This is a genomic window from Lepagella muris, assembly GCF_004793975.1.
Taxonomy (GTDB): domain Bacteria; phylum Bacteroidota; class Bacteroidia; order Bacteroidales; family Muribaculaceae; genus Lepagella; species Lepagella muris.
In genome coordinates this window covers 1-26080 of record NZ_SRYB01000037.1, presented here as the reverse complement: position 1 = coordinate 26080, position 26080 = coordinate 1, and the positions used below count along the sequence as shown (strand labels likewise).

The window sequence follows — 26080 nt, the reverse complement described above, 5'->3', positions numbered from 1 at the left end:
ATGATATAACGTACTCTGCATTTCCCATGCAGCTATATTTTTTCTCATCATGAAGTTGATGAAATCTCCCATCAATTCATGGGAACTTCCCCTTGCTACATCAGTAAGTCGAATTTCGGTTTCGAGCGAAGTGTCATGTTTACCTGAGCCTTCAGCAATGTTTGCGCGGATGGAGCGGGCTGTCACAAAAATAGAGATTAAAATTCAATTGCGCAAAATTTTTACTCAGATTTTCTTCAGACTTGTATCGGTCAGAAAAAACGGCAACCGGATATATAAATCCGATTGCCGTTAATTAGTTATACGTTTGTTTTAACACTATAACTTTGGAGTATGTTTCAATTCACGCAACCGTATAGGTTGCGACATCATATCCTTTAACGTAAGGTCACAATGCATTATTGTTTGTTATAGGAGATATCACATCTGTCTGATTTAAATTTTATTAACTCATTTCTGCCTGATTTAGGCAGTTGTGTCGGTTATTTTTGCGAAAAATTTTTTAATCGTAAAAAATCTGTTGGAAACAGAGAGTTTTGTATAAAATTTAGTTTCTAATGATTTTTTTATAATTTTACCAAGTGAAGTTTAAACAACTTCTATTTAAAATCTGCCGTCATGAAGACATCTGATGAAAATATTGTCATATCGCATCTATTCCAAAAAACGGATAATGCTGATTGGGTTATTCAGTCGAATGATAATCATGCAGAGGGTGTGGCTGATTTGGCTGCCGACTTTTGCAGTTGCTTCGGATTCTCAAATTGGGGTCGTCTTTTGGGTCTCATGCACGACAGGGGGAAGGAGAGTGTGGATTTCCAAAGATATATCCGTGTAAAATCCGGATATGATACTCATGCCGGGATATGGAAGGATAAAAGTCATAGCCATTTGGGGGCAAAACTTTTGTGGGATAAATATAGAGGACTCGGAACGATTCTTGCAAATTGCATTGCGGGTCATCATCGTGGACTTTATGACCTTAATGAATTGGAATTAAAGATGGAAACTCCTTATCCTAATGGGTTGAATAACTCGCTTCCATCTGTAAATATAGAGCGTCCGAGATTTTCCATGGTAAAGTTGGATATACCTCACCTGACCCGTATGCTTTTCTCTTCATTGGTTGATGCCGATTATCTTGACACGGAGCGTTTCATGGATCCCTCCGCTTTTAATAAAAGAGGGGATTTCGATGATCTTGCAACTCTTAAATCAAGGCTTGAAAAATATATTGAGAAATTTAAGGAAGCTCCATCATCTCCCTTGAATGAGCTGCGTAGTAAAATTCAGGAATATTGTCTGTCTGCATCATCTCAATCTCCCGGCTTCTTTAATTTGGCTGTGCCTACCGGTGGTGGAAAGACTATCGCATCCATGATATGGGCTATCAATCATGCCCTGAAACATGGAAAAAGACGTATAATCTTAGGCATACCGTTTACGAGTATCATTACTCAGACTGCCCAGACATTCCGGGAAATTTTTGGTGAGAAGAACGTAATAGAGCATCATAGTGCAATTGCCGAACAGAATATCTCACGGGAGAATAAATTGGCTACCGAAAATTGGGATGCCCCGATAATCGTTACTACAAATGTACAGTTGTTTGAATCCGTATTCTCAAATTGTCCGTCAGATTGCAGGAAACTACATTCTGTCTGCGATAGCGTTGTGATTCTGGATGAGGTTCAATCCTTACCGCTGACTTTACTGCAACCCATTGTGGATTCTATGCGTTCGTATGCGAAAATGTTTGGTGTATCTTTCCTGTTCTGTACCGCAAGCCAGCCTATTCTCGACGGTAATAACAAGGGGTTGGGCACAGCATACTTTAAAGGTTTATCAGATGACCAGATACGTTCGTTGATCCCATCTGATTTCTCGTTGCATGATAAGCTGCGTAGGGTAGAGATTAAGATATCGAAAGATAATGAAACGATAGAGGATATATCCCGTCGGATTTCTTCTGAAAAGAAAGCTCTCTGTATTGTCAACACAAGAAGAATTGCAAACCTCATATTCCGTAATCTGCCGGACGACTGTAAGAAAATACATCTTTCAAAGATGATGTGTCCGCTTCATCTCAGAACCAAGATCAATGAGATGAAACGAATCTTGAAAGATACCCCTGACTGCGGATTGAGAGTGGTATCCACCCAATTGATTGAGGCTAGGGTTGACATTGATTTCCCGGTGGTGTTCCGACAGCTATCCGGATTGGATTCAATACTTCAGGCTGCCGGAAGATGCAATCGTGAAGGGAATCTGGAATCAGGTAAAACTTTTGTATTCCAATTGGAAGGTGAAAGAACTCCCGGATTAATTGGAATAGGTATTGATTCTATGCGCCAAATGATTTCATGTTATCCGGATTCGGATTGGTTTGCTCCAGAGACAATGTATCAATATTATAAGATATTGTATTCCAAGACAAATACTTTTGATAAAAACGATATTACCGGAATGTCGATACGTGATGATATTTCATACGAGGTAATATCCCAAAATTTTCATCTTATAGATAACGATGGAATTCCAGTTATTATAAATTATGGAGAATCTCCAAAGTTGATTGATAAGTTAAAACGATTTGGACCCTCTCGAATGCTTAACCGGCAACTCGGTCAGTATAGTGTAAATATAGGAAAATATTTATTTGATCGTATGCTTAAGGAAGGTCTTATCACAGAGCCTGTCAAAGGATTTTACTATATTCCATTGAAAGATCAATATGATGAAGAGACTGGATTGAAAGTGGATAATGAATATCTTGAACAAATTTTTACAATCTAAAATATTATAATATAATGATATATATAGATAAGGAATATGGACTTGAGGTGTGGGGCGATCTTGCGTGCTTCACTCGCCCCGAGTTGAAAGTTGAGAGGGTGAGTTATGACGTAATAACCCCCTCTGCGGCACGCAACATTTTCCAATCAATATTTTGGAAACCGGCAATACAATGGAGAATCACGCGTATTGAAGTGCTTAATCCGATAAAGCATTTCTCAATCAGACGGAATGAAGTCGGTGCCATCGGTGGTGGAAAGGCTGATGCCCCACCAATAATCGCTGCTGATAAACGTCAGCAGAAAAACAGTCTGATGCTGCGTGATGTCCGTTACAGGATCTATGCCGTAATGGAGTACGTTCCGGTAAGGGATCGTAAAGGTGAGCATAAGCATGCTCCGGATGCAAATGAGAATCCTGCCAAATATCAATCCATGTTTGAACGGAGAGCGTCAAAGGGGCAATGCTTCAATATGCCGTATCTCGGCACGAGGGAATGTTCTGCGTATTTTAGTCTTCTCCCTGACAATAGTAAAAATGGGGAGGATTTACTTCAGGAATCAATCGACTTCGGCATAATGCTTTATGACCTTGATTTCTCCAATCCATCCAACATCATTCCGATGTTTTATCGTGCAAAAATGAATAATGGTGTCATTGAGGTGCCACCAATCACAAGTAATGAGATTTTGAGATGATTCTGAAAGCATTATACGATTATTATCAAAGTCAATCGGAATCACTTCCGTCATTCGGCTCTGAATTTAAAGAGATCGAATATGTCATAGTGATTGATGAGAAGGGTGAGTTCAAACGTTTTGAATCCAAGCGGATAGATAAGAGACGTTGTGCCCAATTCATTGTTGCTAAAGCTGTAGGTCGCACAAGTGGGGCTAAAAGCAATATATTATGGGACAACGGTAAATATGTACTTGGACTTGAAGATAGTCATACGGAGTATAATAATCTGTTTATCGAGAAAATAAAGGAGGTTGCTGTTCATAACCCTGACGACATATCGATAAATGGCATGCTCTCATTCTACGATAGGTCAAAGGAAAGTAGGGTAGTGGCATTTGAAAAGGATCCTCTCTTTGCAGAAATAAAAGGGAATTTAGGTGCTAATTTCGCCTTCCAGTTGGAGGGGGATGATGTGCTGATTGCAGAGAAGAGGTATCTATTTACCCCTCTTGTGGAGATTTCTGACGATACAGCCCCGACAGGTGTTTGCCTTATAACGGGAGAGAAGGGACCGCTTGTGCGTCTCACGTCGGCTACTCCGATAGCCGGGTGTACTTCGACGGCTGCACTCGTAGGAATGCAGATTAATTCAGGATATGACTCGTATGGCAAGGAGCAGGCATACAATGCTCCGATATCTGTTAAGGCTGAGTTTGCATATACCTCCGCCCTTAAGAAATTGCTTGACAAGGAATCTAAAAATAAGGTAAAGATTGGTAGCCGTACATATATATTTTGGGGTAAATCTGAATCAAATAAATCATTGCAGTCGACAGAAAAGGATAATTCAATCGACGAAGATGATGACCCGAATGAGAAAGTGGGGAGGGTTTCAAAATTATTCAAAGGTATATGGTCGGGAGAAATAAAAACTCCTTTGACCGATAACTTTTATATTTTGTCGCTTGCTCCGAATACAGGACGAATATCTGTTGTCAACTGGAGTACTCGGACCTTGAATGATTTTGCCGATAAAATATTGGAGCATTTCAAAGATATGGAGATTGTCAGAAATTTTGATTTGGACAAACCATACGTCGGTATATATCCAATTCTGGAAACGGCTGCTATTGGTGGAAAAATTTCTAATTTACCGCAAAATCTATCGGATGCGTTGCTCGATTCCGTCATCAATGGCACACCATATCCCGTTAGATTGTACGCAAGCGTATTGGATAGAATCCGTGCTGATCTACCTAAGCATTATGTTTATCCGGTACGTGCTGCCATATTAAAGGCATATCTTAATAGAAAATATAAAAATAATAAAAATATGGAAAAAATAACCATCATGCTCGACAAGACATATAATAATATTGGCTATCTATGTGGACGTCTTGCGGCTGTATTGCAAAAATTTCAGGAAGATGCGGATGGTACTTCAATCCGTACTAAATACCTTTGTGCTGCCTCCATAACGCCATCGGTAGTATTCCCTGACATGATTAGATTGTATCTACATTATAGTGAAAAACTATCTAATGAAAAATTAAGAAGATATTATGAGAAGATTGTTTGGGAGATATATAACCAAATAATTCCGACCGGATTCCCAACTAAACTTGATTTTGAAGATCAGGGTAGATTCTTTATTGGATATTACCATCAAAGAATTGATCTATTCACAAAAAAGGAAGATAAAACAGTAAAAACAGAATAAAAAATGGAAACTCTAAAAAGAAGAATTGATTTCATCTACATGTTTGACGTGCAGGATGGAAATCCTAATGGTGATCCTGATGCCGGCAATCTACCTCGTGTGGATTTTGAAACAGATAAAGGATTGGTGACCGACGTCTGTATTAAAAGAAAGATACGCAACTATGTGGATGTCGTTAAGTCGGGCATTGAGGGATATGATATTTTTATACGGGAAGGTGCTGTCCTTAATACTGTCGTTGATAAAATTTATGAGACTCCTGCCGTAAAAAATGCGGATAAGAATCAGAAGAAAGTATCTGTAAAAAATGCGTTGTGTGAGAAATATTATGATATTCGCACATTCGGAGCAGTGATTGCTTCAAAGGAGAAACAAGGACAGGTGAGAGGTCCGGTTCAACTTACATTTGCCCGTTCTGTTGATTCGGTCAGGGTATATGACCATACAATCACTTGTATGTCCGTTACGAAAGCGGATAAAGAGAAAGAGCATTCCATGGGTCGTAAGGCTACCGTGCCATACGGACTATACGTAGCACACGGCTTCATATCTGCAAATCTTGCCAAGCAGACGGGATTCTCTGAAGAGGATTTGGAATTGTTCTGGAATGCCCTTGAAAATATGTTTGATCTTGACCGTTCTGCGGCAAGGGGGCTAATGGCTGCACGCAAACTTATAATATTTGAGCATGAAACTGAACTTGGCAATGCACGAGCCGATAAATTGTTTGACACGGTGACGGTCAGCAAGAAGAATGAAGTGACAATTCCGAGAAGTTTCCTTGACTACGATGTGACCATTGACCGTTCCGCCCTGCCGGAGGGTGTAAAGGTGTATGAGCGCATCTGATATTTCACTGGATCAAACTCATCCTGAATTATTGTAAAACATGTATTCAGAGGAAGAATTATTACCATTGTCCGGGATACAACACTTCGTGTTTTGTCCCAGACAATGGGCTCTTATCCATTTCTTAATCACGTATGATGTTGAGACTACGACCACTGAAGGACAACGTAGACTCACAAAAGTAGCAAAATGTTGTAAGAACTATGGACAGCGTGTTCAGAATTCAGTTTTTGAATGTTTGCTTACTGAAAAAGATTTAATAACCCTTCGTTCGGCACTATCCTCTATAATAAATAAAGAGACTGATTCCATAAGAATATATCGTTTGGGGAACTATTACAAGACGAAAATAGAACAGATTGGAAAAGAAACATCATTTGATATTGAAGGAACTCTAATCATATAAAGACGTTTGATCATATAAGATATCTAAGCAACTTTAATTACTTTTAGTAATAAGATAAGTTGCGAACCAATAGCATTTCAAAAAACTCAATGTTTCCGCACTTATTGAAAATCAGCCAATAATCAATAATATTGAAAAATATATTTAAAATTTGTAATAAAATTATTAACTTCGCATATTATATCACTTAACTCATTAATTATCAAAAATCCCAACAAGGTAGGTCGCACCCCGCGTGGGTGCGTGAATTGAAACATCCCACGTCAGACCGAATTGCTGCACAAGTGTGGTCGCACCCCGCGTGGGTGCGTGAATTGAAACGGCATAGAAATCCCGACTGGCGCAGTTGACAACCAGTCGCACCCCGCGTGGGTGCGTGAATTGAAACCAGTTGTTGAGGTTGCCGTCGTTGAGGTTCTGTTTTTTTATCTTTCGTTGGTTGGTGGGTTGTTTCTCTTGTCCCTTTTGGGATTATGGGCTTTGGTCTATGGGATTTTGAGGGATGGCGGCTTATCGAACCTTTGGTCCGATCACTTAACTTGACACAAAAAAACTTTGGCTGAGGTTTTGTCGGTGCGTTTTTAGCGGTTATGGATGAATTTGAGGATGAGACGAAAGAAATTTGTTGGGATGTCGGATTTTTCGTAACTTTGTATGCGGACTGTTGTCTGGTCCGGTTTTATTTAATATCTTCATCATGAAAAAATCTTTGTTTGCCGGTATATTTGGTCTGGCGGCTCTTTGTGCCGGAGCTACTGATCTCTTTTTCTATTCTCCCGAAAATGGCAACGGGGGATTACGTTTCGCTGTCAGTGATGACGGTAAGAATTGGCGCAGCATCGGTAATGGCTTTGACTTCGTGAGGTCTGATTTCGGATCTTGGGGGAGCGGCAAGAAGATGTGGTCGCCGCAATTGTTCCCCACATCTTCCGGTTGGTCGTGTCTCTTCCGTGTGAATCCGGAGGGTACTGCAATAGGTTGGGCGCAGTCACCTGATCTTATCAACTGGAAACCTCAGGAGTATATGCTTGCTGCCGATACCGCTAAACTCACTTTCCGCTCGAATGTGGGTTTCGTGCCGTCGGTGATAGATCTCGATGGGAAGAAGGTGTCTGGTTTCTCAATGAAGACTGATGAGAAGACTGTTAAGTCGCTTGAAGACCATGCGGCGGAGAGAGGTAGACTTGCTGCCCTTTATTCCGAACATTGCGATAAGGATGGGGAACGTTTTGCCGGACTGCAACCGCTGAAGGCGAGTGTGACAGCTTCCGGAGACTCTAAGGAGATCAGTCCGCTGCTGATGGGTATCTTCTTTGAGGATATAAATTATGCTGCTGACGGTGGTTTGTATGCCGAACTGGTGCAGAACCGCGATTTTGAGTATGCACCGGGTGAGAACGGGCATGAGAAGAATTGGGGACCGAAGTATGCATGGAATGTGGAGGGGGATAAGATTGATTTCTCCATATCCACTGATGAACCGCTGCATCCCAATAATCCGCATTACGCACGTCTTGACGTGAAAGGTGGTATCGCCACGATGATTAATAATGGCGGCAATGCTTTTGTCAATTCCGGTTTTGACGGGATAACTGTGAAGAGGGGTGAGCCGTATCGTTTCCGCATGAAGGCACGCAGCAGCAAGAAGATGCCGATGGAGATCGCGCTTGTGTCGGATCATGGCAGGAAGATTGCTTCCGGCAAACTTACGGTTAAGCAGTCAAAGGATTGGCAGGATTATGAGCTTATTATAAATCCGGATGAACATTGTGCTAACGCCACGTTGAGAATCGTGCCTAAGAATACGGGGGTGCTTGACCTCGATATGGTCAGCCTTTTCCCGATGAATACGTTTAAGGGGCGTGAGAATGGACTGCGTGCGGATCTTGCGCAGACGCTTGCCGACCTGAAACCGCGTTTCGTGAGGTTCCCAGGCGGATGCGTTGCGCATGGCAATGGTCTTGACAATATGTACGACTGGAAAGGCTCGATCGGTAAACTGGAGGAGAGGAAACCGTTGTCAAACCTCTGGGGTTATCATCAGACCCGTGGTCTTGGCTATCATGAATATTTCCAGTTCTGCGAGGATATAGGCGCAGAGCCGTTGCCGGTGGTGGCAGCCGCGGTGCCTTGCCAAAATTCATGGAACAAATCGCAATACAGCCATGATGCCATCACGGAACATGGTCAGCAGGGTGGTCTGCCGATGGATATGCTCGACGGTTACATTCAGGATATACTCGACCTTATAGAGTATGCCAACGGTCCGGCTTCATCGGAATGGGGTGCGAAACGTGCCGCAGCGGGTCATCCGGAGCCTTTCAATCTTAAATATATCGGTATCGGCAACGAGGATATGATCACGTCAGTATTCAAGGAGCGTTTCAACAAGATAAATGCTGCCGTGAAGAAGGCTCATCCGGAGATCACGGTCATCGGCACTGTCGGTCCGTTCTATGAGGGTGCCGACTATGAGGAGGGTTGGCGTCTTGCCCGCGAACAGAAGGTGGATATGGTAGACGAGCATTATTACGTGGATCCCGCATGGCTGATATATAATCAGGATTATTATGATGACTACGACCGCAACGGCACGAAGGTGTATCTCGGCGAGTGGGCGGCTCATCTCCCCGGACGTCCTTCGAATATGGAGACAGCCTTGGCTGAGGCTCTTTATCTGACGTCGGTGGAGCGCAACGGTGATGTGGTGACAATGAGTTCATACGCTCCGCTCCTTGCGAAGGATAACCATACCCAATGGAAACCTGACCTCATCTATTTCAATAATAGTGAGATTCGTCCGACTACTGATTACGAGACAATGCGCCTGTATGGTGAGAATGCCGGTAATAAATATCTCGACACAAAACTTAATGTAGAGACAGATAACGATAAGGCAAAGGCAAGAATCGGTGCGTCAGTTGTGAAGGATGATGCAAGCGGCGACATAATCGTCAAGCTGGTCAACATGCTTCCGGTAGAGACTACAATGGTGGTTGACCTGAAGAAGTTCTATCCAGAGGGACAGAAGGAGATAAATTCTGTGCGTACAGTGATGAGCGGTAAGCCTGCGGATGAGAAGGCATCTGTAAAGACCGACCGCGTGACGCTGGCATCTCCATTCTTCACCATGCCTTTGGCTCCATATTCCTTTACTGTGCTTAGGCTGAAATGATATAATCTGCTGAGAAGGCAGCGGATTGGATAATAAGAGCGGCTCACGCGGAAGATTCCCGTCAGTGAGCCGCTATTTTATTTTAGGCGATCTCTGTAGTTGGCTATCTTTGTAGTAATGTAGTCTTTGCCTTTGGAGTTCGGGTTATGCGAGATTCCTGTACAATGCCTTTCCGCAGTAGCTGTAAAGGTTATTGTCGTTGCCGAGCAGGTCGTCCGCCAGACGGGTCGCAAACGGGAGATAGCGTAGCAGGCGGAAGGAGAGTATGTCCGCCTCCTCCACGGTCAGTACGGATGTGGCAAGGGAGTGGGCTTTTTCATAATCTATCTCTTCCGCAGGATATAGATAGCATGCCAGCAGACGCGATTCCCTTACGTTTGTGTCATTCCAGAGAGTGTCAGCAAGCCCGACAGATTTGTCATATCTGCGTGCAATCTCAGCAAGCTGGGGGAGCTGAAGACCGAAGATTATGCCGTAGGGCATACCCGCTTTCCGTAGGGTGTCGGATACGATTCCGTTTCTGAACGCCAGAAAGGAATGTTTGATTTCCTTGATATTCTCAGATGTAGTCATTTATTATGTTTTCAGATGTGTGGATTATGCAAAAAATAGATGCGTTGAAGATGCAAAAATAGTTATAGTTGGTGGATGTTCAAAATATTTTATAAATTTGTAGCGTAAATGGAAAATAGTCTTTTGAAATTACTCTTATGAATATAATATGTCTCGATGCGGAATTTGCAGACAATGAGGAGCTGCTTGAACTTTCTCTTTTCGGACTTGATGGGAAAGAGATATACCATTGTTATTATCGCCCGGAGATGATAGATGACTGGCGCACAGATATCCATCACATTACTCCGGAGATGGTGGCTGACAAGCAGCCGTTCTCGGAGGTAAAGGGGGAGGTGCAGTGTTTGCTTGACGACGCATACGCTCTGACAGGTTTTGCCGTTGACAATGACCTGCGGGTTCTGACCCGTTCGGGCATCTCCGGTCTTGATGATAAGCGGGTGATAGATGTCAAGGATATGTATTGGTATCAGAAGGGGAGAGCGGAAGAGATGAGTCCGTTTGCCGTGCCGTCGCTGATAGTGTGTGCGAATGCGCTCGGACTTGACTTCTCGGAGGCAACGGCACATTCTGCGAGTGCCGACACAGAGGCTACGCTGAAATGCTTCAATCTTCTCCTCAATTCCTACATCGAGGGTAAAGGTAAGTCGGATGCGGCGGAAGAGGATGTAGACGCGTTCATCAATGATATAAACGATGCACGTGCCCTCTTTGTGCAGGATAGCGCACGCGGCTATGTGAAGGTCGGCAAGTACAAGGAATATCATAAGGTGTATTTCGGCAAGTCGTCAGATTCCGGAGAACGCACATTGTTGTTTGAAGTGGAGGTTGCTGACCGTTACAAAGCGGAATACGAGTTGCGCAAACTTCTGAAGAAAAAGGAGGTGCCCGGCAAGCACAACCTCTACAAACTGACCCCGAAACAGCTTGACGACATCCGCCGCTACAAAAACGAATACAACGCCGAAGATTCCGCCTGGTGCAAGAAGATACTCCGCAACCTCTCCCGCCTCACCCTTATGTGATTAAATGTTAATGTTTGTTAATATTATATAGTTTTTTTGATAATTAAAAGATGTTGTTTAATTTTGTCAATAAATTGTGATATATTTTTATATTTATTTGGAAGCGACTTCGTTTTTCATTTGGTTTGAAACTTTGAAATCTAATATTCAAGACATTGGATAAATATGATATCGTTTTAATGTGAATAATTCTCAATGTATTTCAGACAATTGGCATGACAAAGTAGGCCTACGCTTCTTTAAAGTGTAACCTTAGGCTGCATGAGGCTTGGCGGCAATTGGAAAAAATGTTACCCAAGGATTATAGATTATACATATCATCCCATATATCGGATTCTCGTTTTATGTCATTGCCGGAGAAGTTGGCTTCTTATGTGTTGCATGAAGTGTATGCCGATGCGAAGGATGGCAATTTTGCATTGATGGGGGTTGGGGAAGATTCTTTCTCAATATATAAAGTTGTTGTTGAAAAATCCACCGGAGGTTCCGGAAAGGATATTTCCAGACTAAAGATTGTATCAGCGGAATCATATCTTCATGATTTGAAAAATTTTTGGTCAGAACCGCAGAATGAGTTATTGAGAAATAAGGATGGTCTGTTCTTCAGAAAAGAGGATGGGTCTCTTTATATGTTTGACGACTCAATGTTTGAGCAATATACCAGGCCTGATTTTTTGTCAGCCCTTGACAGATGTTTCCGTGAAATCCCGGAAATGAAGGAATATCCGGTGTATGTATATGATGCCGGATGTCATGAAAAATATTCAAAGATTCCGGCAGTGCAGTTCCTTTTGCAAAAGAGGTTTAAGAATGTGATTGAATTGCCCGATGATGCTTTTTCAGGCGGAGTCAAATCATTGTTCAGAAGAGTCATTATTCCACCGGATGCTTTTAAAAAACGGGTGGCAATCAATCCGTCGGTGTCTCTTGCAGATTTGATATTCTCGACAAAGGATAATGCTCCGCTTGTTGCATTTCCTATGACAGAAGAGGTGCTTTCTGCTGATTTGGTTGATGGCGTCTCATGGAATCAGATCTGTCAGGGAAAAGTGATTCCTGATTTTGAGATAGATGGAATTGGAGTGACACATTTCACTCTTAAGGCAGATATCGACGGCTATCAGAATATATATCTTAATGTATATGGTATGGCTGATGATAAGAAACCATTGTGGAGAGGTATTGTTAGAAATGCCATGAATGTGGTGTTGAATAAGGTTGATGATGTACAAGCTGCGCAGCCTCTTGACATTCCATCGGAAAGGGGGTCACATACAACCACAAAACCTGATGTTAAGCCTGCTAATGGTAAGTCGGTGAATAGCAAGCCAGCTAACAGGAGGGATAATCGAACTGAAAATTCAGGCAGAAGAGTGGTGGAATCAACAGGCGTGACGATAATCCCGGATTTTGAGGGTGAGTTCCGTATTGTAAAAGATAGAACCGGTTACAGCTTTAAAAATCTGTTTGAATCAAAATTACAGGGGGCTGAGACAATAGTGTTGGAACATTCCTATCTGTATAAATGGTATCAGATTTATTGGATTGAGGAACTGATAAAACTGATTCTACGTATAGATGATTGCAAGAGATTTATATTGATAACGAATGTTGCCGGTTCCGTAAAAGAGGAGGATGGTTCTTACAGCCGATTTGTCAAGCGGTGGGAAAAATCATTTAAGACGAGAGGTAAGGAGTTTGTTGTGGTTGATATGCCGAAATGTCATGACAGGATATTGTATTCCGGTTCGGATTGGCGTATAAGATTTGGATATGGACTTGATTTCAGAGCCGCACCGACTCATAACCAACGAGAAATTGATATTGAGGAAGAAAAAATGCCTGCAACGCGAGATACTTACATAGATTTCCATAAATTCAATTTCAAGGAATATGATTTTAAGACGGTTTATGCAAACTTTCCTGACATTTGATAGATCTGAAACAGATAGATATGAAAGACTTGAATGAAATATTAGAGAGTGAATCTCTTTCTGATTTCCGGATGGATTTCGATCGCCAGATCTCAGACCTTGAGAATCACCCTAACGGAATGAAACGCTACATAATGCTGTGCCTGATGGCAGAAATGACACTTGCCCGTATTGAGAATGCAGATACCTCCAATTTTGTGGAGAAACTGCAGAAGCAGATTGATGCTCTCAATGAGAAACATGGTCAGATGAGGGAGATGCTACAGGCACATGCTAATGAGAATGTAAGAATATGTGATCAGTTTGATTCTTATCTAGCCATACTTGACAATATCCGACGAGATATAGAGTCGCGTCTTGCTGACTATGACCGTGAGATAGCCGGGATTGTCAGGATGAGGGATTCTCTATCGGTTAATCAGGCGAGAAAAAGTGGGAATGTAATGTCTTGATTTAAGGGAATGGGATATCTTAATCTTTTGAACGCATGCAGAACCGGCACCCGTGCACTCGGTCCCGGATTGAGATATGTGATATGGGTGCAGGGTTGTCCGTTCTCTTGCCCCGGATGCATAACTCCGGAAGGTCGTGAAATTGAAGCCAAATTGATGACCACTTCAGAATCTGTGGCAGAGGATATTCTTTCCCGTCCTTATATTGACGGATTGACTGTCAGTGGGGGTGAACCATTTCTTCAATCAGCTTCACTTTCCGATTTGATAAGGAGGATAAGAACCGTCAGACCGAATTTTAATGTCATAATTTTTACAGGTTATAGGCTTGAACATTTGACGTGGCATGATGCCGAGGATTTATTATCATTGGCAGACGTGGTGATTGACGGGCAATACAGGGAGGATCTTGACGATGGGATAGGGTTGAGGGGATCAAGCAATCAGAGAATATTGTTTCTCTCTGACCGACTGACTTCTTATAAGGATGAGATGGAGAAAGGATGCCGCCGACGGGATATAGAGATACGTGGCGCGGAAACCTTATTTATCGGAATACCTGATAAGAAGGGGCATTGAATATTTACATATAGATTAAAAGGATTAAAAAGATTAAAAAGATTAAAAAGATTAAAAAGATTTTAAAAATTCAAATAAACTGATCTTTTGAATCTTTGAAATCTATATGCTGGATTTTATTAACATAAAAATTTATAGACATCATGAGCGTATATATACAGGGATCATTTGTCCCCAGTTGGAGAGAATTTGTAAACAGGACTAATGCCATGGAGGCTGATTTTGAACGTCAGCTCAGAAATGAACGTCAGCGTGCCCGTCAGGATGCGGAGGTGCAGGCAAGACGTGAAGCGGAGAGGGTACGTCAGCAGATTAACTCACGTATTGATTCCGCCATCAGTGGAGTCAACCAGAATATTCGTCGTATTGATGAGGAAAACCGCAGACGGATGCGTCGTCTTTCCGATGAGGTGTTTGAGGCAGTAGGTGATCTCCGTCAGGATCTTGAAAGGGGATTGAAACATGTCAACAATAGGATTGATTTTGTCAACGAACGTATAAACACGGTTGTGGATCAGGTCAACAGCAGATTTGATGCACAGGATAGCCGTATGGATAACATTGAATCGAATGTAAGAGGGCTTTATGATTATATATCCGACCGTCAGCAACGCGGAAGGCAGGCTGCTGAGGATGCACGTACAATGGCGAGGGAATATATGAGTAAATATCCGATAAGAAAATATGTGCCGGATGCGGCTCAGGATATAGATAATGCATTGCGCAACCTTCCGACAATACCGGAGGATGCGATTGCTCCGGCACTTCAGATCATAATAAGTCTTCAGAATGCAGCCCGACGTGCCGTGGCTCTTGAAGCGGCACATCTGAAGATGAAGGAATATACGGATGCCGTCATTGAGTCAGTTCTCAAAGTTGTTAATGACAACCGCAGTTTTTCATATAATGATAATGGTGAGCCTGTGGATATTGAATCTGACTTTTGGAGCAGAGGACGTTATTCGGAAATTCTCAATGAGATTCAACGTCTTAAATCTGAGATGAATGGAGATCCCGACAATGAAAGGCTTCAACAGATATGCGTGAAAGCTCGTGCTCTTGATGAAGAGGCAGGAGCATTGCGTAAGGCTGCCATAAAGAAAGCGATGGAGAGTGAGGAGAGGATAGCTTTGGCTGAGAATCTGGTGTCAGCATATATAAGGCAAGGGTATCAGGTGAAACTAAATCCGCGTACTCACCATGATGAGATAGGATATATGGGTGGAGATGAGGAGAGCGATTGGCGCGAGGGCGTATATGCCATTGTTCAAGGTCCCGTCGGTGAGGAGATAACAGTAATGGTTAATCCGGTGGAGGGTAGCGATGGCAACCAAATCCTGTTCCATCGTAACGACACTCGTCCAATTACCGAACGGGAATATATTGAATCAATCCGCAGAATATGCGATATCACTCGCAAAGCCGGATATGATGTTGGCGATGTTAAGGCTCCTGCAAATTGCGATGGTAAACGTATGCTGGAACTATCTGACGGTTCAAATATATCTAAAAAAGGTACAGCTAAGAAAGTGCGTGGAATCTGATTTATAACATTGTCGGTCTATGGCAAGTGAGAAACCAAAATATACAGTCAGACGTATCGATGATTTTGATATTGGGCGAAGACCGTTCCTTTCGGGAATTTACGGTAGGAATCTTGATGATCTTTTCATTGATACCGACCTTCATCGTTGCAATATCAAGGAGATATTATACCGCTCATTCAAGGCACAGGGCTATCGGGTAGTATTCTACAATAATAATTCCCGGTTTAATTTTTATAGCTACTGTGAGGATGATCTTGCAGAATTGTTCATGTTGCAAAATCGAAATGGGGGCAATGGAAATGATGCCGGTACACGTAGTGATGGGGATGGAGAATCTGCATCTGCCAGTAATGGCGGATTCCGTTATCATGCAGATGTGGCAAGTCCGTTTGGACATCGGCGTAAAATGTCGCGTGGGGCATCTTCTGCTGCCGGAGCATCCACAAGCAATCCGGTGGGTTCCTCTGCTCAGAATAATGTCAGGGGAGGGGAATCAGAGGGTTCTCATTACGACCAGATACAGTTTATTTCGTCTGTGCATAATCCTGCATATACATACTATCGCATCGGGCATGATACAGATCCATTTGGAATAATATCAAATTTCGTATATCAGAAGCCAAACGTGAAGGTGGTAGTGGTTTTTGATAATGCAGATGTAGATGTTTTTCAGAATGAGGATAGTATTCTTACAAAGTTAAAGTCCATACGTCATGAATATAATGCCTATAAGTATCAGCTTAAAATCGTGGCGATATATGGCTCTGAGTTCGGCTCGATATTTGACAGCAGGGGTTTCTTCTGCAATCAATATTTTCAGGATGCTATTGTAGGCACTACGGATAAGGATAAGCGTCCGGAGAAGAATGTGCCTATACATATCTACAATATCCCGTCGCCCGACTGCATGGAATTCCGGAATATGCTTAACCGCTACAGGCTCATGAAGGGGTATGACGGTATTTTTGATAATGGCGGTATTGAGAAACTTGCGCTTGCCATGAGCCAGAAAATGAATGAGGGTAAGGATGTGGTGGAGTTTGATTATGAACGGATTTCGGACTATGACAAACTTAGTCGTGAGGATTATATTAAAATTATCAGGAAGATGAACACTACAAATGCACGCGAACGGCTCTCGAAACTTGCCGGCACTGAAAGATTGGTGGCGCAGTTTAATGAATTGCTTGAGCAATACCGGGAATCTAAGGATAACCCCAATATCCGTTTCCGTCCTCACATGGCGTTCATGGGAAATCCGGGAACAGGAAAGACTACTGTTGCACGTCTGTTTGCAGATATTCTGCGGGAAGAGGGTGTGCTTGACCGGGGACATCTCGTTGTGGCTACTGTCGGCGATATGATTGCCGAATATGTAGGTCAGACGCGAGTTAAGACCCAGGCTTTATGCGACAGAGCAAAAGGGGGAGTGCTCTTTATTGATGAGGCGTATGGACTGATGAGCGGTAAGAATAGTCATGGGGATGCCGATTTTGGTGCAGAGGCTATAGAGGTGCTGATCCAATTCATGGAGAATAATGATGATTCGCTTGTAATCCTTGCCGGATATAAGGATGAGATAGAGGATCTGATAAATAATGGCAACGCCGGTTTCCAAAGCCGCATACAGCAGGTGGGTCGTTTCCTGTTTGAGGATTATTCTCCGGATGTATTGTATCTCATTTTCAGAAAGCAGTTTGCCGGGGAGGAATTTTCTCCGGAATTTGATCAAGAGATAAGGAAACTCATCTCGGTGCTATATGGCAGAAGAAACTTCCGTTGGGGTAATGCCCGCGAGATGGAAAATCTGGCAAATGAGGTGCGTCGTCGTCATAAACTGAATCATTCCGGAGTTGTATATGAAAAGGAGGATATACCGGTCGATAAACGACGTTATCTCTCGTCGGAGGTTGATATTGATGCAATTCTTGGTGACATCAACAAGATGCGCGGATTGGCAGACGTGAAGGAGAAACTTAGTGATATTCTCAATGAGGCGGCTGCTGAACGCCGTATGGCGGAGGCTCTTGGTGTGACACGTATGGAACGCAAGGATCTGAATTTCCTTTTCTTGGGAAATCCGGGAACCGGAAAGACTACCGTGGCTTTCAAGCTCGCCAATATACTTCATGAATGTGGACTCCTTGAAAAATGCGAGATAAAGGAGGCAAAAATCGGAGAGATTGTGTCGGCTCAGGTGGGTATGACTGCCAAGAATGTTGACCAACTTTTCAGAGATCATGGAGGTAAAGTGATTTTCATTGATGAGGCGTATGAATTGGCACGTCAGGGACAGGAGGCGATAACACCATTGACTTCTATTCTTACAGATGACAGATATAAGGGAACACAGGCATTTGTGTTGGCTGGATATACCGATGATATGAACCGTTTCTTGAGTCAGAATGTAGGTCTTAAAAGTCGCTTCACGCATGTGTTGAATTTTGAGGACTATTCCAATTCCGATCTTGTGGAGATTCTCAAAGATAAGATGAGCGGTGAGATTGTGCCATTGCATTTCAGCGATCCGGAATTGTGTGAATTGCTTGCGGCAGATTGGTTTCAGCGTGTGCGTGACAGTGTGCCAAAGAGGGAGTTTGGCAATGCCCGTCTATGTGGAGAGAAGGGTCTGCTCAATGAATTGAAGAAACGCAGGAGCTGGAGAATAAATTCTACGCGAAGCGGTGACAGGGAATTTCTTACTTCTATTATTCCTGAGGATTTCTCAAATTATGAGTCTTATATGAATCGGCTGGGTATGAATAGATTGGGCATGAATGGAAGAGAAGGGACTATTGAAGATAATCGGGAAGATAATCGAGAAAATACTGTAAGTAGCGTTTCTGATAACCCGATATCTGCAAATGGTAGGATTCCTTCGGTTGTAGAATCGGAAATATCGGCTGACAGGCGCGTAAGTAGTCCCGCACATTTTAAAAATTCTGTCGGACTTATATCCGGAGACAGAAGTTCAGGCACCGGATTTATCATTTCGTTGACAGAGAGGTTTGTGCTGACAGCATCACATGTGATAGAGGATAATCCGAATCTTTCATTTGTGATGTATCGGGGTAGAGACGTTCGTTCTGCTACCGTTATATGGAATAGCCCTCGGCTTGACATAGCGTTATTACGGCTTGATTCTCTTCCTGAAGAGGCGCAGTGGTTTGAACTGGATACATCCGGCACACGTGTGATGGAGACTACCCCGATTATACATTGTGGTTATCTGCAAGGCACGTCAATATCGACAACGTTCAATACTTGCACCTCTACGATAACGGCAGTGGAGGAATTGCGTCAATATGCCGACAGGGAATTTGAGGCATATATGTCGGATATAAATTCAGATCATGGATGTTCCGGAGGTCCGGTTATGAGGGCTGATGATTTTAAAGTTATCGGTCTGTTGCAAGGTGCTTTCACAGAGGTAAATGCCAAACTGATTGTGGATATCCGGCAATTTCTGGATGTATGGGAAAATATGAATAACGAAACAAGATAGACACATAGATAGAAATATGGCAAAAATTATATGCAAGGTGTGTGGAAAGGAGATGAGCGGCAATCAATGCGAGGAATGTGGTTGGGTGCTTGTGCGTCTGCCGCAAAACGCACCATCGTCATTGAGGGATCTATATGACCGTCAGACTTCAAAAATGAAGGAATTGCGGGATAAGGATGTGCAGAATCAACAGAGAATAGCATCTCTTCAAAATGAGATTCAGCAGAAGCGGAATGAGATATCCGGCAAGGAGGATGAGTTGCGTAAGGTGCGTACAGATGATGCAGCTTCCCGTAGGAAAGCAGAGCAACTTGAGTCAGCGAATGAGACTCAGAGAAGAGAACATGACCGGGAATTGAGGCAAGTTAGATCGGAGAATGAACGCCTGCAGAGAGAGATTGAGCGTGCTGCGAAAGATGCAGCAGCGGCACAAAGGCAACTCTCCGGAGCGCAATTGCGGATTGAGGAGAATGGTGGCAGGTTCACGTTATTCGACACATCCGGTCAGGTTCGTAGGTCGAATGGTTCGTTGATTGGGAAGAGTGGAATTGAACTTTATGATGGATATGTATTCAGTATCGGTAAGGCACAGTTTACGGTGAATGTGCCGGATTTTGATTTTGATAATTTAAATTTATAAACATAAAATATAAAACGAAAATATTATGGCATATAAACAATTATGGGGATCAAAAACTCCCGGACATATTGTATATCTTATTGACCTTTCCGGCTCAATGGAGAATAAGATAGATTATACGATTGACGTGCTGAATACAGTGTTCCGTACTATTGTGGCGAGATGCACAAAGGGCAGGGTGGTCATGGAGCGTGTTTCGGTAACTATTATAGGTTATAATAGCACTGTGAAAACTATATGGAATAACCAAAGTGTCAGTGAAATTGCCACTTTGGTTTTGGATAAAAGACGCAGCGGAATGCCATTGTTTGATAAAACTGAAGAATTTAAACCAGAGTATCAAACATTTATGGCAAAGGCATTTGATGCTGCAAGAGTGGATATAGAGAGATGGATTGCGGAAAGAAGAAAGGCTGGCACAGCAATACCGGCACCGATAGTGATCAACATTACGGATGGCTCTCCATACGAGGGTGCGGGTAAGACATGGCAGGAGGTGTTTGCCGCAACAGAAAAATCAGCAAAGGCCCTAATGGATATATCGACTCCGGATGGGAATGTGAGGGTTTTTAATATCCATCATGATCCTTCTAAAACAGATTCCACAGTGATATTCCCTTCCGAAAGGCCATCCGATCCAGTAGGTCAGTTCATGTATAATGCAAGTTCTGAGATGGATGATGATACTGTCGGTCAGACAAGGGTAACATTTGGCTCAAAAAAGGGGGCGCATTATATGGTTTCAAATATTAAGGAACCTGGTAAACTGGTTAGTCTGATAGAATTTGGATCAACACAAGGGTTGGATAATGGTAGTAATGCCGATGGAAGTTATATCTAAATATTTCACTACCCATAAACGTGGGGAGAATGTAGAGGATAATCAGGATAGCATCAGTGTGGATGATACAATCCACAGATATGCTTTGAGTGATGGTGTCTCAAATTCGTTTCTTCCTCATATAATATCAGGGTTATTGACAAAATTATTTGTTGAGAAGGGTATGGAGGAGCCATTCCCTTCTCAACAAATCCCTGACCGTTTTCAAGAGGAGAGAAGCGTATATCTTGACAGCCTGGATGATTTCGGTAGAATGATACAGGAGTGTGCAGAGGAGGAGTTTGTTACCGGTTCTGCCACTTTCGCAGGGGTGGAGGTAATCGGGGATGCGATTACTTGGAGAGTGATTGGTGACAGTTGTATATTTCTGATATATGATGATGGTTCGTATGATTGCCTAACAAGCGATCCCGTGAATCATGATGCTGACGGGCGGTTGACTGTGGCATTTGGCAACCATCCATCTCAAATTTTCTCGAATGGTAAAATGGTCGGGAAAATACAGGAGGGATGTTGCAAGGTGCGTCCCAAAAGGATTGTGATTATGAGTGATGCAATGAGTGCATGGTTTGTGGATCGTCTAAATGAGAAAGATGATGCAATTAATCAGTTGTATTCACTTGCAGATGATGATGAATTTGAGAATTTTGTTCAGAAGGAATACGATGCCGGTCGTTTGAAAGATGACGATGAGAGTGTGATTATATTGGATCTGATAGAGAAAGCGCAACAATCGGAACAAGAGTCTCAGTCTGAGGAGTCGGTACCGGAAGTTCAGCCTGAAGAGCCAGAGGAATCTGAATCGAAAGTTAAACCTGAAGAGCCGGAGGAATCTGCACCGGAAGTTAAGCCGGAAGAGCCAGAGGAGTCTGCACCGGAAGTTAAGCCTAAAGAGCCGGAGGAGTCGGTACCGGAAGTTAAGCCTGAAGAGCCGGAGGAGTCTGCACCGGAAGTTAAGCCTGAAGAGCCGGAGGAGTCTGCACCGGAAGTTGAACCGGAAGATCCAAAGGAATCGGTACCGGAAGTTAAGCCTGAAGAGCCGGAGGAGTCTGCACTGGAAGTTGAACCTGAAGAGCCGGAGGAGTCTGCACCGGAAGTTGAACCTGAAGAGCCAAAGGAATCGGGACCGGAAGTTAAGCCTGAAGAGCCGGAGGAGTCTGCACCAGAAGTTGAACCTGAAGAGCCAAAGGAATCGGAACCGGAAGTACATTCGGAACAGAAATGTTGCATAGAAACGATCTGGAGAAAAAAATTGTATCGGCAACTATTAAGATGTGGATTGATTAGATGTTGGTATTTAAAAATCTTAGAAAGTAAGAGATGAAAAGTATAGAAATTCCTAAAATAGAGGATGCAATAGGGAAACCGGGCAGAATATTGCCTAAATCGCTTGATGGCTATAGTCCAATTGATGGAGCTTATACATTGTATGAGCAATATGCAGGTAGTTTCTGTATTGTCTATCCATTGAAACATGTGCGTAAATCCATACCCGATAAATGTCTGCGAGTGTGGTACAACATTGTTGATATTAATTTGGTAAAGACGGTATCTAATTATTTTAAAAGTCGGCGATGCCCATACGTTATGAATTATGAATATTATGATGAGGCGTTAAGGCTTGACTCTGGAGAAAAGATACCGGGTGTTGTCATGGATTGGGTGCATGGAAAGACATTACATTCTTATGTGAAGGATAACCGTAATAATTCAGCAGCAATAACAAAGGTTGCATCCCAGTTTTTGGAGATGGCAAAGTCAATGAAAAGCCTTGGTATTTCTCATGGTGATCTATCCGGAGATAATATCATGGTTAGGAATGATGGAACTCTAATGCTGATTGACTATGATTCATTTTTTGTTCCGGGAATGGCAAGTAATGTTTTGCAAACCACTATGGGCACAGCAGGCTATCAGCATCCGCGTAGGTCGTCAAGTAGATATTTGACGAATTGGTTGGATAACTTTTCACAACAGGTGATTTATCTTTCGTTGCTTTGCTATGCTAAGAATGGAAGACTTGCTCAGGAGGATTCCGGTTATATTGGTGATAAGGAATTACTGTTTCAAGGAATGGATTTGATGACAGATTCTGCATTTATATCTTCAAAAGGTTATAAAGTTTGCAATGGGATAAAAGATAGCAAGATTCAGAGCCTTCTTGCAGAGTTGAGAAAGTCAATAGGCGCGCGATTGGATCTTGTAAAGTCAATTGCAGATATTGAAATAGAGAAACCTGCTGTTAGGCTTGTCCCTTATTGTATAAAGTGTGGATATAAGTTTCCGAATCCGTCGCATAAGTTCTGTATAATGTGTGGTGCAGAACGTCTTCAGTTTGGGTAGAAATATGTGATAAGAATTAAGATAATAATTAAGATAAGAATATGAAGTGTAAGAAATGTGGTTTTGAGAATCCGGAAGAAGCCAAATTTTGTGCTAATTGCGGAGGGGAAATAGAGCAGGATTGGATTTCACGAGCGATGATAAGTCGTAATGATCCATGTCCGTGTGGAAGTGGAAGAAAATATAAAAACTGTCATGGCAGAGGTTTGTAAACATTGTTTTTAAATATGAATAAGACTTGTAAAAATTGTGGTTGTATAAATCCGCAATCAGCTAATTATTGTGCAAACTGTGGAGAAATCCTATCTCAAGGAGAAGGATATTCTGTAGATTCTGATAAAGTGGAAAATAGTGGATATAATGTTAACTTAATATCCGCAGAGGGTCCTGCGAAATTGCAGATAATAAAAATGATAAAATATTTAACAGGATTAGAATTAAAAGATTCAATCTCGATCGCAAATAATTGTTTGACACATAGCGATGGATTAACAATGTTTTATAATGTTGATTATTCAAAAGCTATGAAATTAAAGAGCGATTTTGAAAATCTTGGTGCTAAAGTGAAGATAATTCCAATTAATGTAAACTCTTGACTTTTCTGAACAATGATAACGTGTGAAAAATGTGGATTTGAAAATCCTGAAGGTTCAAAATATTGTGCTCATTGTGGTGAATCGCTATATATGTCATTGGAAAGAAATTATGAGTATTGGTGTACTCGTACTCCAGGGTATATAGTATATCTAATTGATCTATCAGATGGGATGAAAGAGAAGATTGATGACTTGATAGATGCATTGGAAAGAACATTTATGAGAATGATTTCAATTTGTGTGCAAGGAACTCGAATTAAGGAGCGAGTGGCTATGACAGTAATAGGGTATAATACGTCAGTGAAAGTTATCTGGAAAGATATGCGGATGGAAGATTTGGCAAAAAAACTTATTGAGAGAAGAAAAAGAAAGATTCCGATATTTGATAAGAATGCAGAATTTAAGACAGAATACGATTGTGTTATGTCGGAGGGTTTGGATGCTGCAAAAAGGGATATTCGGGATATGATTCAGAGTAAAAATAAGAGAGGTATGGGTGAGGATATTTTGACACCAATTGTAGTACACATAACAAATGGTTCGTTATCGGATTCATATTATAGCTCATATCAAGATAATTTGGATTCAATACTTAATTCAGCAAGAAATCTTATAAATGGTGGACCATCTGGACGTCGTGTTAAGTTATTTAATATCAAATATGGAAAATTTAATGACAACGAGGAAGAGATAATATTCCCTTCCCAAAGACCCAATAGACCAGTAGATCGTGTATTGTATGATATTAGTACGCCAATGAGTGATATTGATATTAAAGAATTAGGTTATTCTCCTATTGAAGTATCAAAAGGTGCAAGATTTGCGGCTTTAAATGTATCTAAGGGGGCAACTCTTGAATGGTTGCTTAATAGTATTAAATAATACGTTATACGACGATTAGTGTATTGTAATAAGACATAAAATTATAGGTTTAGGAATCAAGTAATATTAAATTATAGATATTATGTGGGAGTGTGGTAGTTGTGGTTGTAAGAATCCTGATGAGGGTAATTATTGCGCGAATTGCGGTAATGTGCGAATCGGCAAGTATGGGATTAAATTATACCAAATAGTCGTTAATAAGAGTCAATATGATCAGTTGGTATCTTCAAAGAATAATTTGAGTCGTGAAAACATGAGACTTAAAAAGGAGCTTGAGGGAACTGTTGGATATAAGGTCAAGAAGATATGGAAAAATTTGAAGGGAAATGATTCAACATCTGAGACAATAGGCGGTATATTTGTAGTAATTGTAATTATTGCAATTGTAGGGTGGCTTGGAAGTTTCATATTTACATGGTGTATGACCAAGAAACTTGCAGTTCAAGAGGTGAATGGTAAGTATGGAATAGGATATAATAATGAGGAATTGCTGGTAAAGGCTATGTATGATTCAATTTCATCTAAACCGATAGGGAATCATTGGAAACTTTATGACAAGAAAAAAAACTTGATTGGAGTAGCTTATGTAACAGATTCTGTTCAGAGAGTGGTTGAACCGGCTTATACTGATGTGAGAAAAGTAGGTAATGATGTTGCTATACTTGGGAAACAGGATGAAAATGGCTCAGAATACAACTTATTTGTGCAAGGTATTCTTAAAAATAAACAGCCATATAAGAAAATTGAGTATCCTAGTTATTCAATTGATGATGCAAAAGTGTTTGTTGCAGAGAAGAAGGATAAAAAGGAAGTGCTACTTGATAAATATGGGAATGTTATATCTCCAGATTATGACTATTTTAGGATAAAAGGTGATAGTGTGATTCTTGCTAAAAAAACATCTGATAAATATCCGTATATTCGGTATGAACTATATGATTATGATGGTGCTAAATTGAAGATTGGAGAAATTTGTGATATATCTAGTTTTTCTGATAAAGTGGCATGGGCAATGTTATCGGAATCAGATTATAGGAATGATGTTTATTCTGTGATTGACAACAAAGGGAATGTTTTATTTAAAAGAAAATCTAAGTATCGTGGTGTGGAAAATTTTTCAGAAGGCATAGGTTGGTGGAAGTCGCAGAGTGGTTCGACAGATAAATGGACGGCAGTAGATAAAAGCGGAAAGGACCTTTTTGAAATAGAAGCTAAAAATTTAATAGTATATCCATATACAATGGGAGTGGCACCGGTGGAAAAGGGCAGTTCCTATAAAGATAGTAAGCTCGGATTTGTAGATAAGCAAGGAAAGACGATTATCCCGTTTGTCTATACAAAAGCATCATCGTATTTGCTTTATTTCGATAAGGACAGCCTTATGTTAGTTTCAAAAGATGGAGTGAAGGGAAAACTGCATAGGAATGGAACATTCACTCCAAATAAGTGATGAGAAGATTAGGCAGCGTTTAAGAAATAAATTGAAGTTGTCTAAACTTATTTTGAGATGTTAAAAATTCGGTAAAATAAATAAAA

The 26080-nt window shown here is 41.6% G+C and carries 21 protein-coding genes; 20 read left to right on the top strand and 1 reads right to left on the bottom strand.

Annotation, left to right across the window (positions count from 1 at the left end; translation table 11 throughout):
• Positions 1-618 precede the first annotated feature (618 nt).
• The 6 genes from cas3 to E5331_RS17585 all read left to right on the top strand — a co-directional run bounded on the left by cas3 (position 619) and on the right by E5331_RS17585 (position 9627).
• Positions 619-2796: a CRISPR-associated helicase Cas3' gene (cas3, locus tag E5331_RS17610; RefSeq protein ID WP_123481229.1), complete on the top strand. Its 2178-nt coding sequence runs from the start codon at positions 619-621 to the stop codon at positions 2794-2796.
• A gap of 14 nt (positions 2797-2810) precedes the next feature.
• A complete protein-coding gene (cas5c, locus tag E5331_RS17605) occupies positions 2811-3494 on the top strand; it encodes a type I-C CRISPR-associated protein Cas5c (RefSeq protein WP_123481230.1) in 684 nt (227 codons plus the stop codon).
• Positions 3491-5197: a type I-C CRISPR-associated protein Cas8c/Csd1 gene (gene cas8c / locus E5331_RS17600; protein ID WP_123481231.1), complete on the top strand. Its 1707-nt coding sequence runs from the start codon at positions 3491-3493 to the stop codon at positions 5195-5197. The genes cas5c and cas8c overlap by 4 nt, the downstream gene beginning before the upstream one ends.
• Positions 5198-5200: 3 nt before the next feature.
• Entirely contained in the window at positions 5201-6046 is an 846-nt protein-coding gene (cas7c, locus tag E5331_RS17595) for a type I-C CRISPR-associated protein Cas7/Csd2 (RefSeq protein ID WP_123481232.1), read from the top strand.
• A 40-nt stretch (positions 6047-6086) separates the two neighbouring features.
• A complete protein-coding gene (cas2, locus tag E5331_RS17590) occupies positions 6087-6452 on the top strand; it encodes a CRISPR-associated endonuclease Cas2 (RefSeq protein ID WP_420813849.1) in 366 nt (121 codons plus the stop codon).
• Between the two features lie 697 nt (positions 6453-7149).
• Positions 7150-9627 (top strand): alpha-L-arabinofuranosidase C-terminal domain-containing protein, encoded by a 2478-nt coding sequence (locus tag E5331_RS17585; protein ID WP_123481233.1) that lies wholly within the window; start codon positions 7150-7152, stop codon positions 9625-9627.
• A gap of 144 nt (positions 9628-9771) precedes the next feature.
• Here the strand turns inward: E5331_RS17585 and E5331_RS17580 are convergent, their stop codons facing one another.
• Positions 9772-10200 (bottom strand): DNA alkylation repair protein, encoded by a 429-nt coding sequence (locus tag E5331_RS17580; protein ID WP_135986051.1) that lies wholly within the window; start codon positions 10198-10200, stop codon positions 9772-9774.
• A gap of 137 nt (positions 10201-10337) precedes the next feature.
• Here E5331_RS17580 and E5331_RS17575 point away from each other — a divergent pair, with 137 nt between their 5' ends.
• The 14 genes from E5331_RS17575 to E5331_RS17510 all read left to right on the top strand — a co-directional run bounded on the left by E5331_RS17575 (position 10338) and on the right by E5331_RS17510 (position 25994).
• Positions 10338-11225, top strand: a complete 888-nt coding sequence (locus tag E5331_RS17575) for a 3'-5' exonuclease (RefSeq protein WP_135986049.1) — start codon at positions 10338-10340, stop codon at positions 11223-11225.
• Positions 11226-11512: 287 nt separating this feature from the next.
• A complete protein-coding gene (locus tag E5331_RS17570) occupies positions 11513-13159 on the top strand; it encodes an MIT C-terminal domain-containing protein (protein ID WP_135986047.1) in 1647 nt (548 codons plus the stop codon).
• Between the two features lie 20 nt (positions 13160-13179).
• On the top strand, positions 13180-13611 hold the full coding sequence (locus tag E5331_RS17565) for a hypothetical protein (protein ID WP_135986045.1): 432 nt from the start codon (positions 13180-13182) through the stop codon (positions 13609-13611).
• 9 nt (positions 13612-13620) lie between these two features.
• Positions 13621-14190, top strand: coding sequence for a 4Fe-4S single cluster domain-containing protein (locus E5331_RS17560; RefSeq protein ID WP_135986043.1), 570 nt, complete (start codon positions 13621-13623; stop codon positions 14188-14190).
• Between the two features lie 143 nt (positions 14191-14333).
• Positions 14334-15734, top strand: a complete 1401-nt coding sequence (locus tag E5331_RS17555) for a hypothetical protein (protein WP_135986041.1) — start codon at positions 14334-14336, stop codon at positions 15732-15734.
• 19 nt (positions 15735-15753) lie between these two features.
• A complete protein-coding gene (locus E5331_RS17550) occupies positions 15754-19242 on the top strand; it encodes an AAA family ATPase (protein ID WP_135986039.1) in 3489 nt (1162 codons plus the stop codon).
• Between the two features lie 16 nt (positions 19243-19258).
• The gene (locus tag E5331_RS17545) at positions 19259-19882 is read left to right on the top strand and encodes a hypothetical protein (RefSeq protein WP_135986037.1); all 624 of its coding nucleotides are present in this window, start codon (positions 19259-19261) and stop codon (positions 19880-19882) included.
• 25 nt (positions 19883-19907) lie between these two features.
• Positions 19908-20723 carry a vWA domain-containing protein gene (locus E5331_RS17540; RefSeq protein WP_135986035.1) on the top strand — a complete coding sequence of 272 codons (816 nt, stop codon included), beginning with the start codon at positions 19908-19910 and terminating at the stop codon, positions 20721-20723.
• A complete protein-coding gene (locus E5331_RS20820) occupies positions 20707-22047 on the top strand; it encodes a PP2C family serine/threonine-protein phosphatase (protein WP_275441287.1) in 1341 nt (446 codons plus the stop codon). The genes E5331_RS17540 and E5331_RS20820 overlap by 17 nt, the downstream gene beginning before the upstream one ends.
• Positions 22044-23066 (top strand): protein kinase domain-containing protein, encoded by a 1023-nt coding sequence (locus E5331_RS17530; RefSeq protein WP_135986033.1) that lies wholly within the window; start codon positions 22044-22046, stop codon positions 23064-23066. The genes E5331_RS20820 and E5331_RS17530 overlap by 4 nt, the downstream gene beginning before the upstream one ends.
• A 41-nt stretch (positions 23067-23107) precedes the next feature.
• Positions 23108-23278 carry a YecA family protein gene (locus tag E5331_RS21030; protein ID WP_135986031.1) on the top strand — a complete coding sequence of 57 codons (171 nt, stop codon included), beginning with the start codon at positions 23108-23110 and terminating at the stop codon, positions 23276-23278.
• Positions 23279-23293: 15 nt separating this feature from the next.
• Positions 23294-23662: a ribosomal protein L7/L12 gene (locus E5331_RS17520; protein ID WP_135986029.1), complete on the top strand. Its 369-nt coding sequence runs from the start codon at positions 23294-23296 to the stop codon at positions 23660-23662.
• Between the two features lie 12 nt (positions 23663-23674).
• Positions 23675-24544, top strand: a complete 870-nt coding sequence (locus E5331_RS17515) for a zinc-ribbon domain-containing protein (protein WP_135986027.1) — start codon at positions 23675-23677, stop codon at positions 24542-24544.
• A 253-nt stretch (positions 24545-24797) separates the two neighbouring features.
• Positions 24798-25994: a WG repeat-containing protein gene (locus tag E5331_RS17510; protein ID WP_168355288.1), complete on the top strand. Its 1197-nt coding sequence runs from the start codon at positions 24798-24800 to the stop codon at positions 25992-25994.
• Positions 25995-26080: the final 86 nt, after the last annotated feature.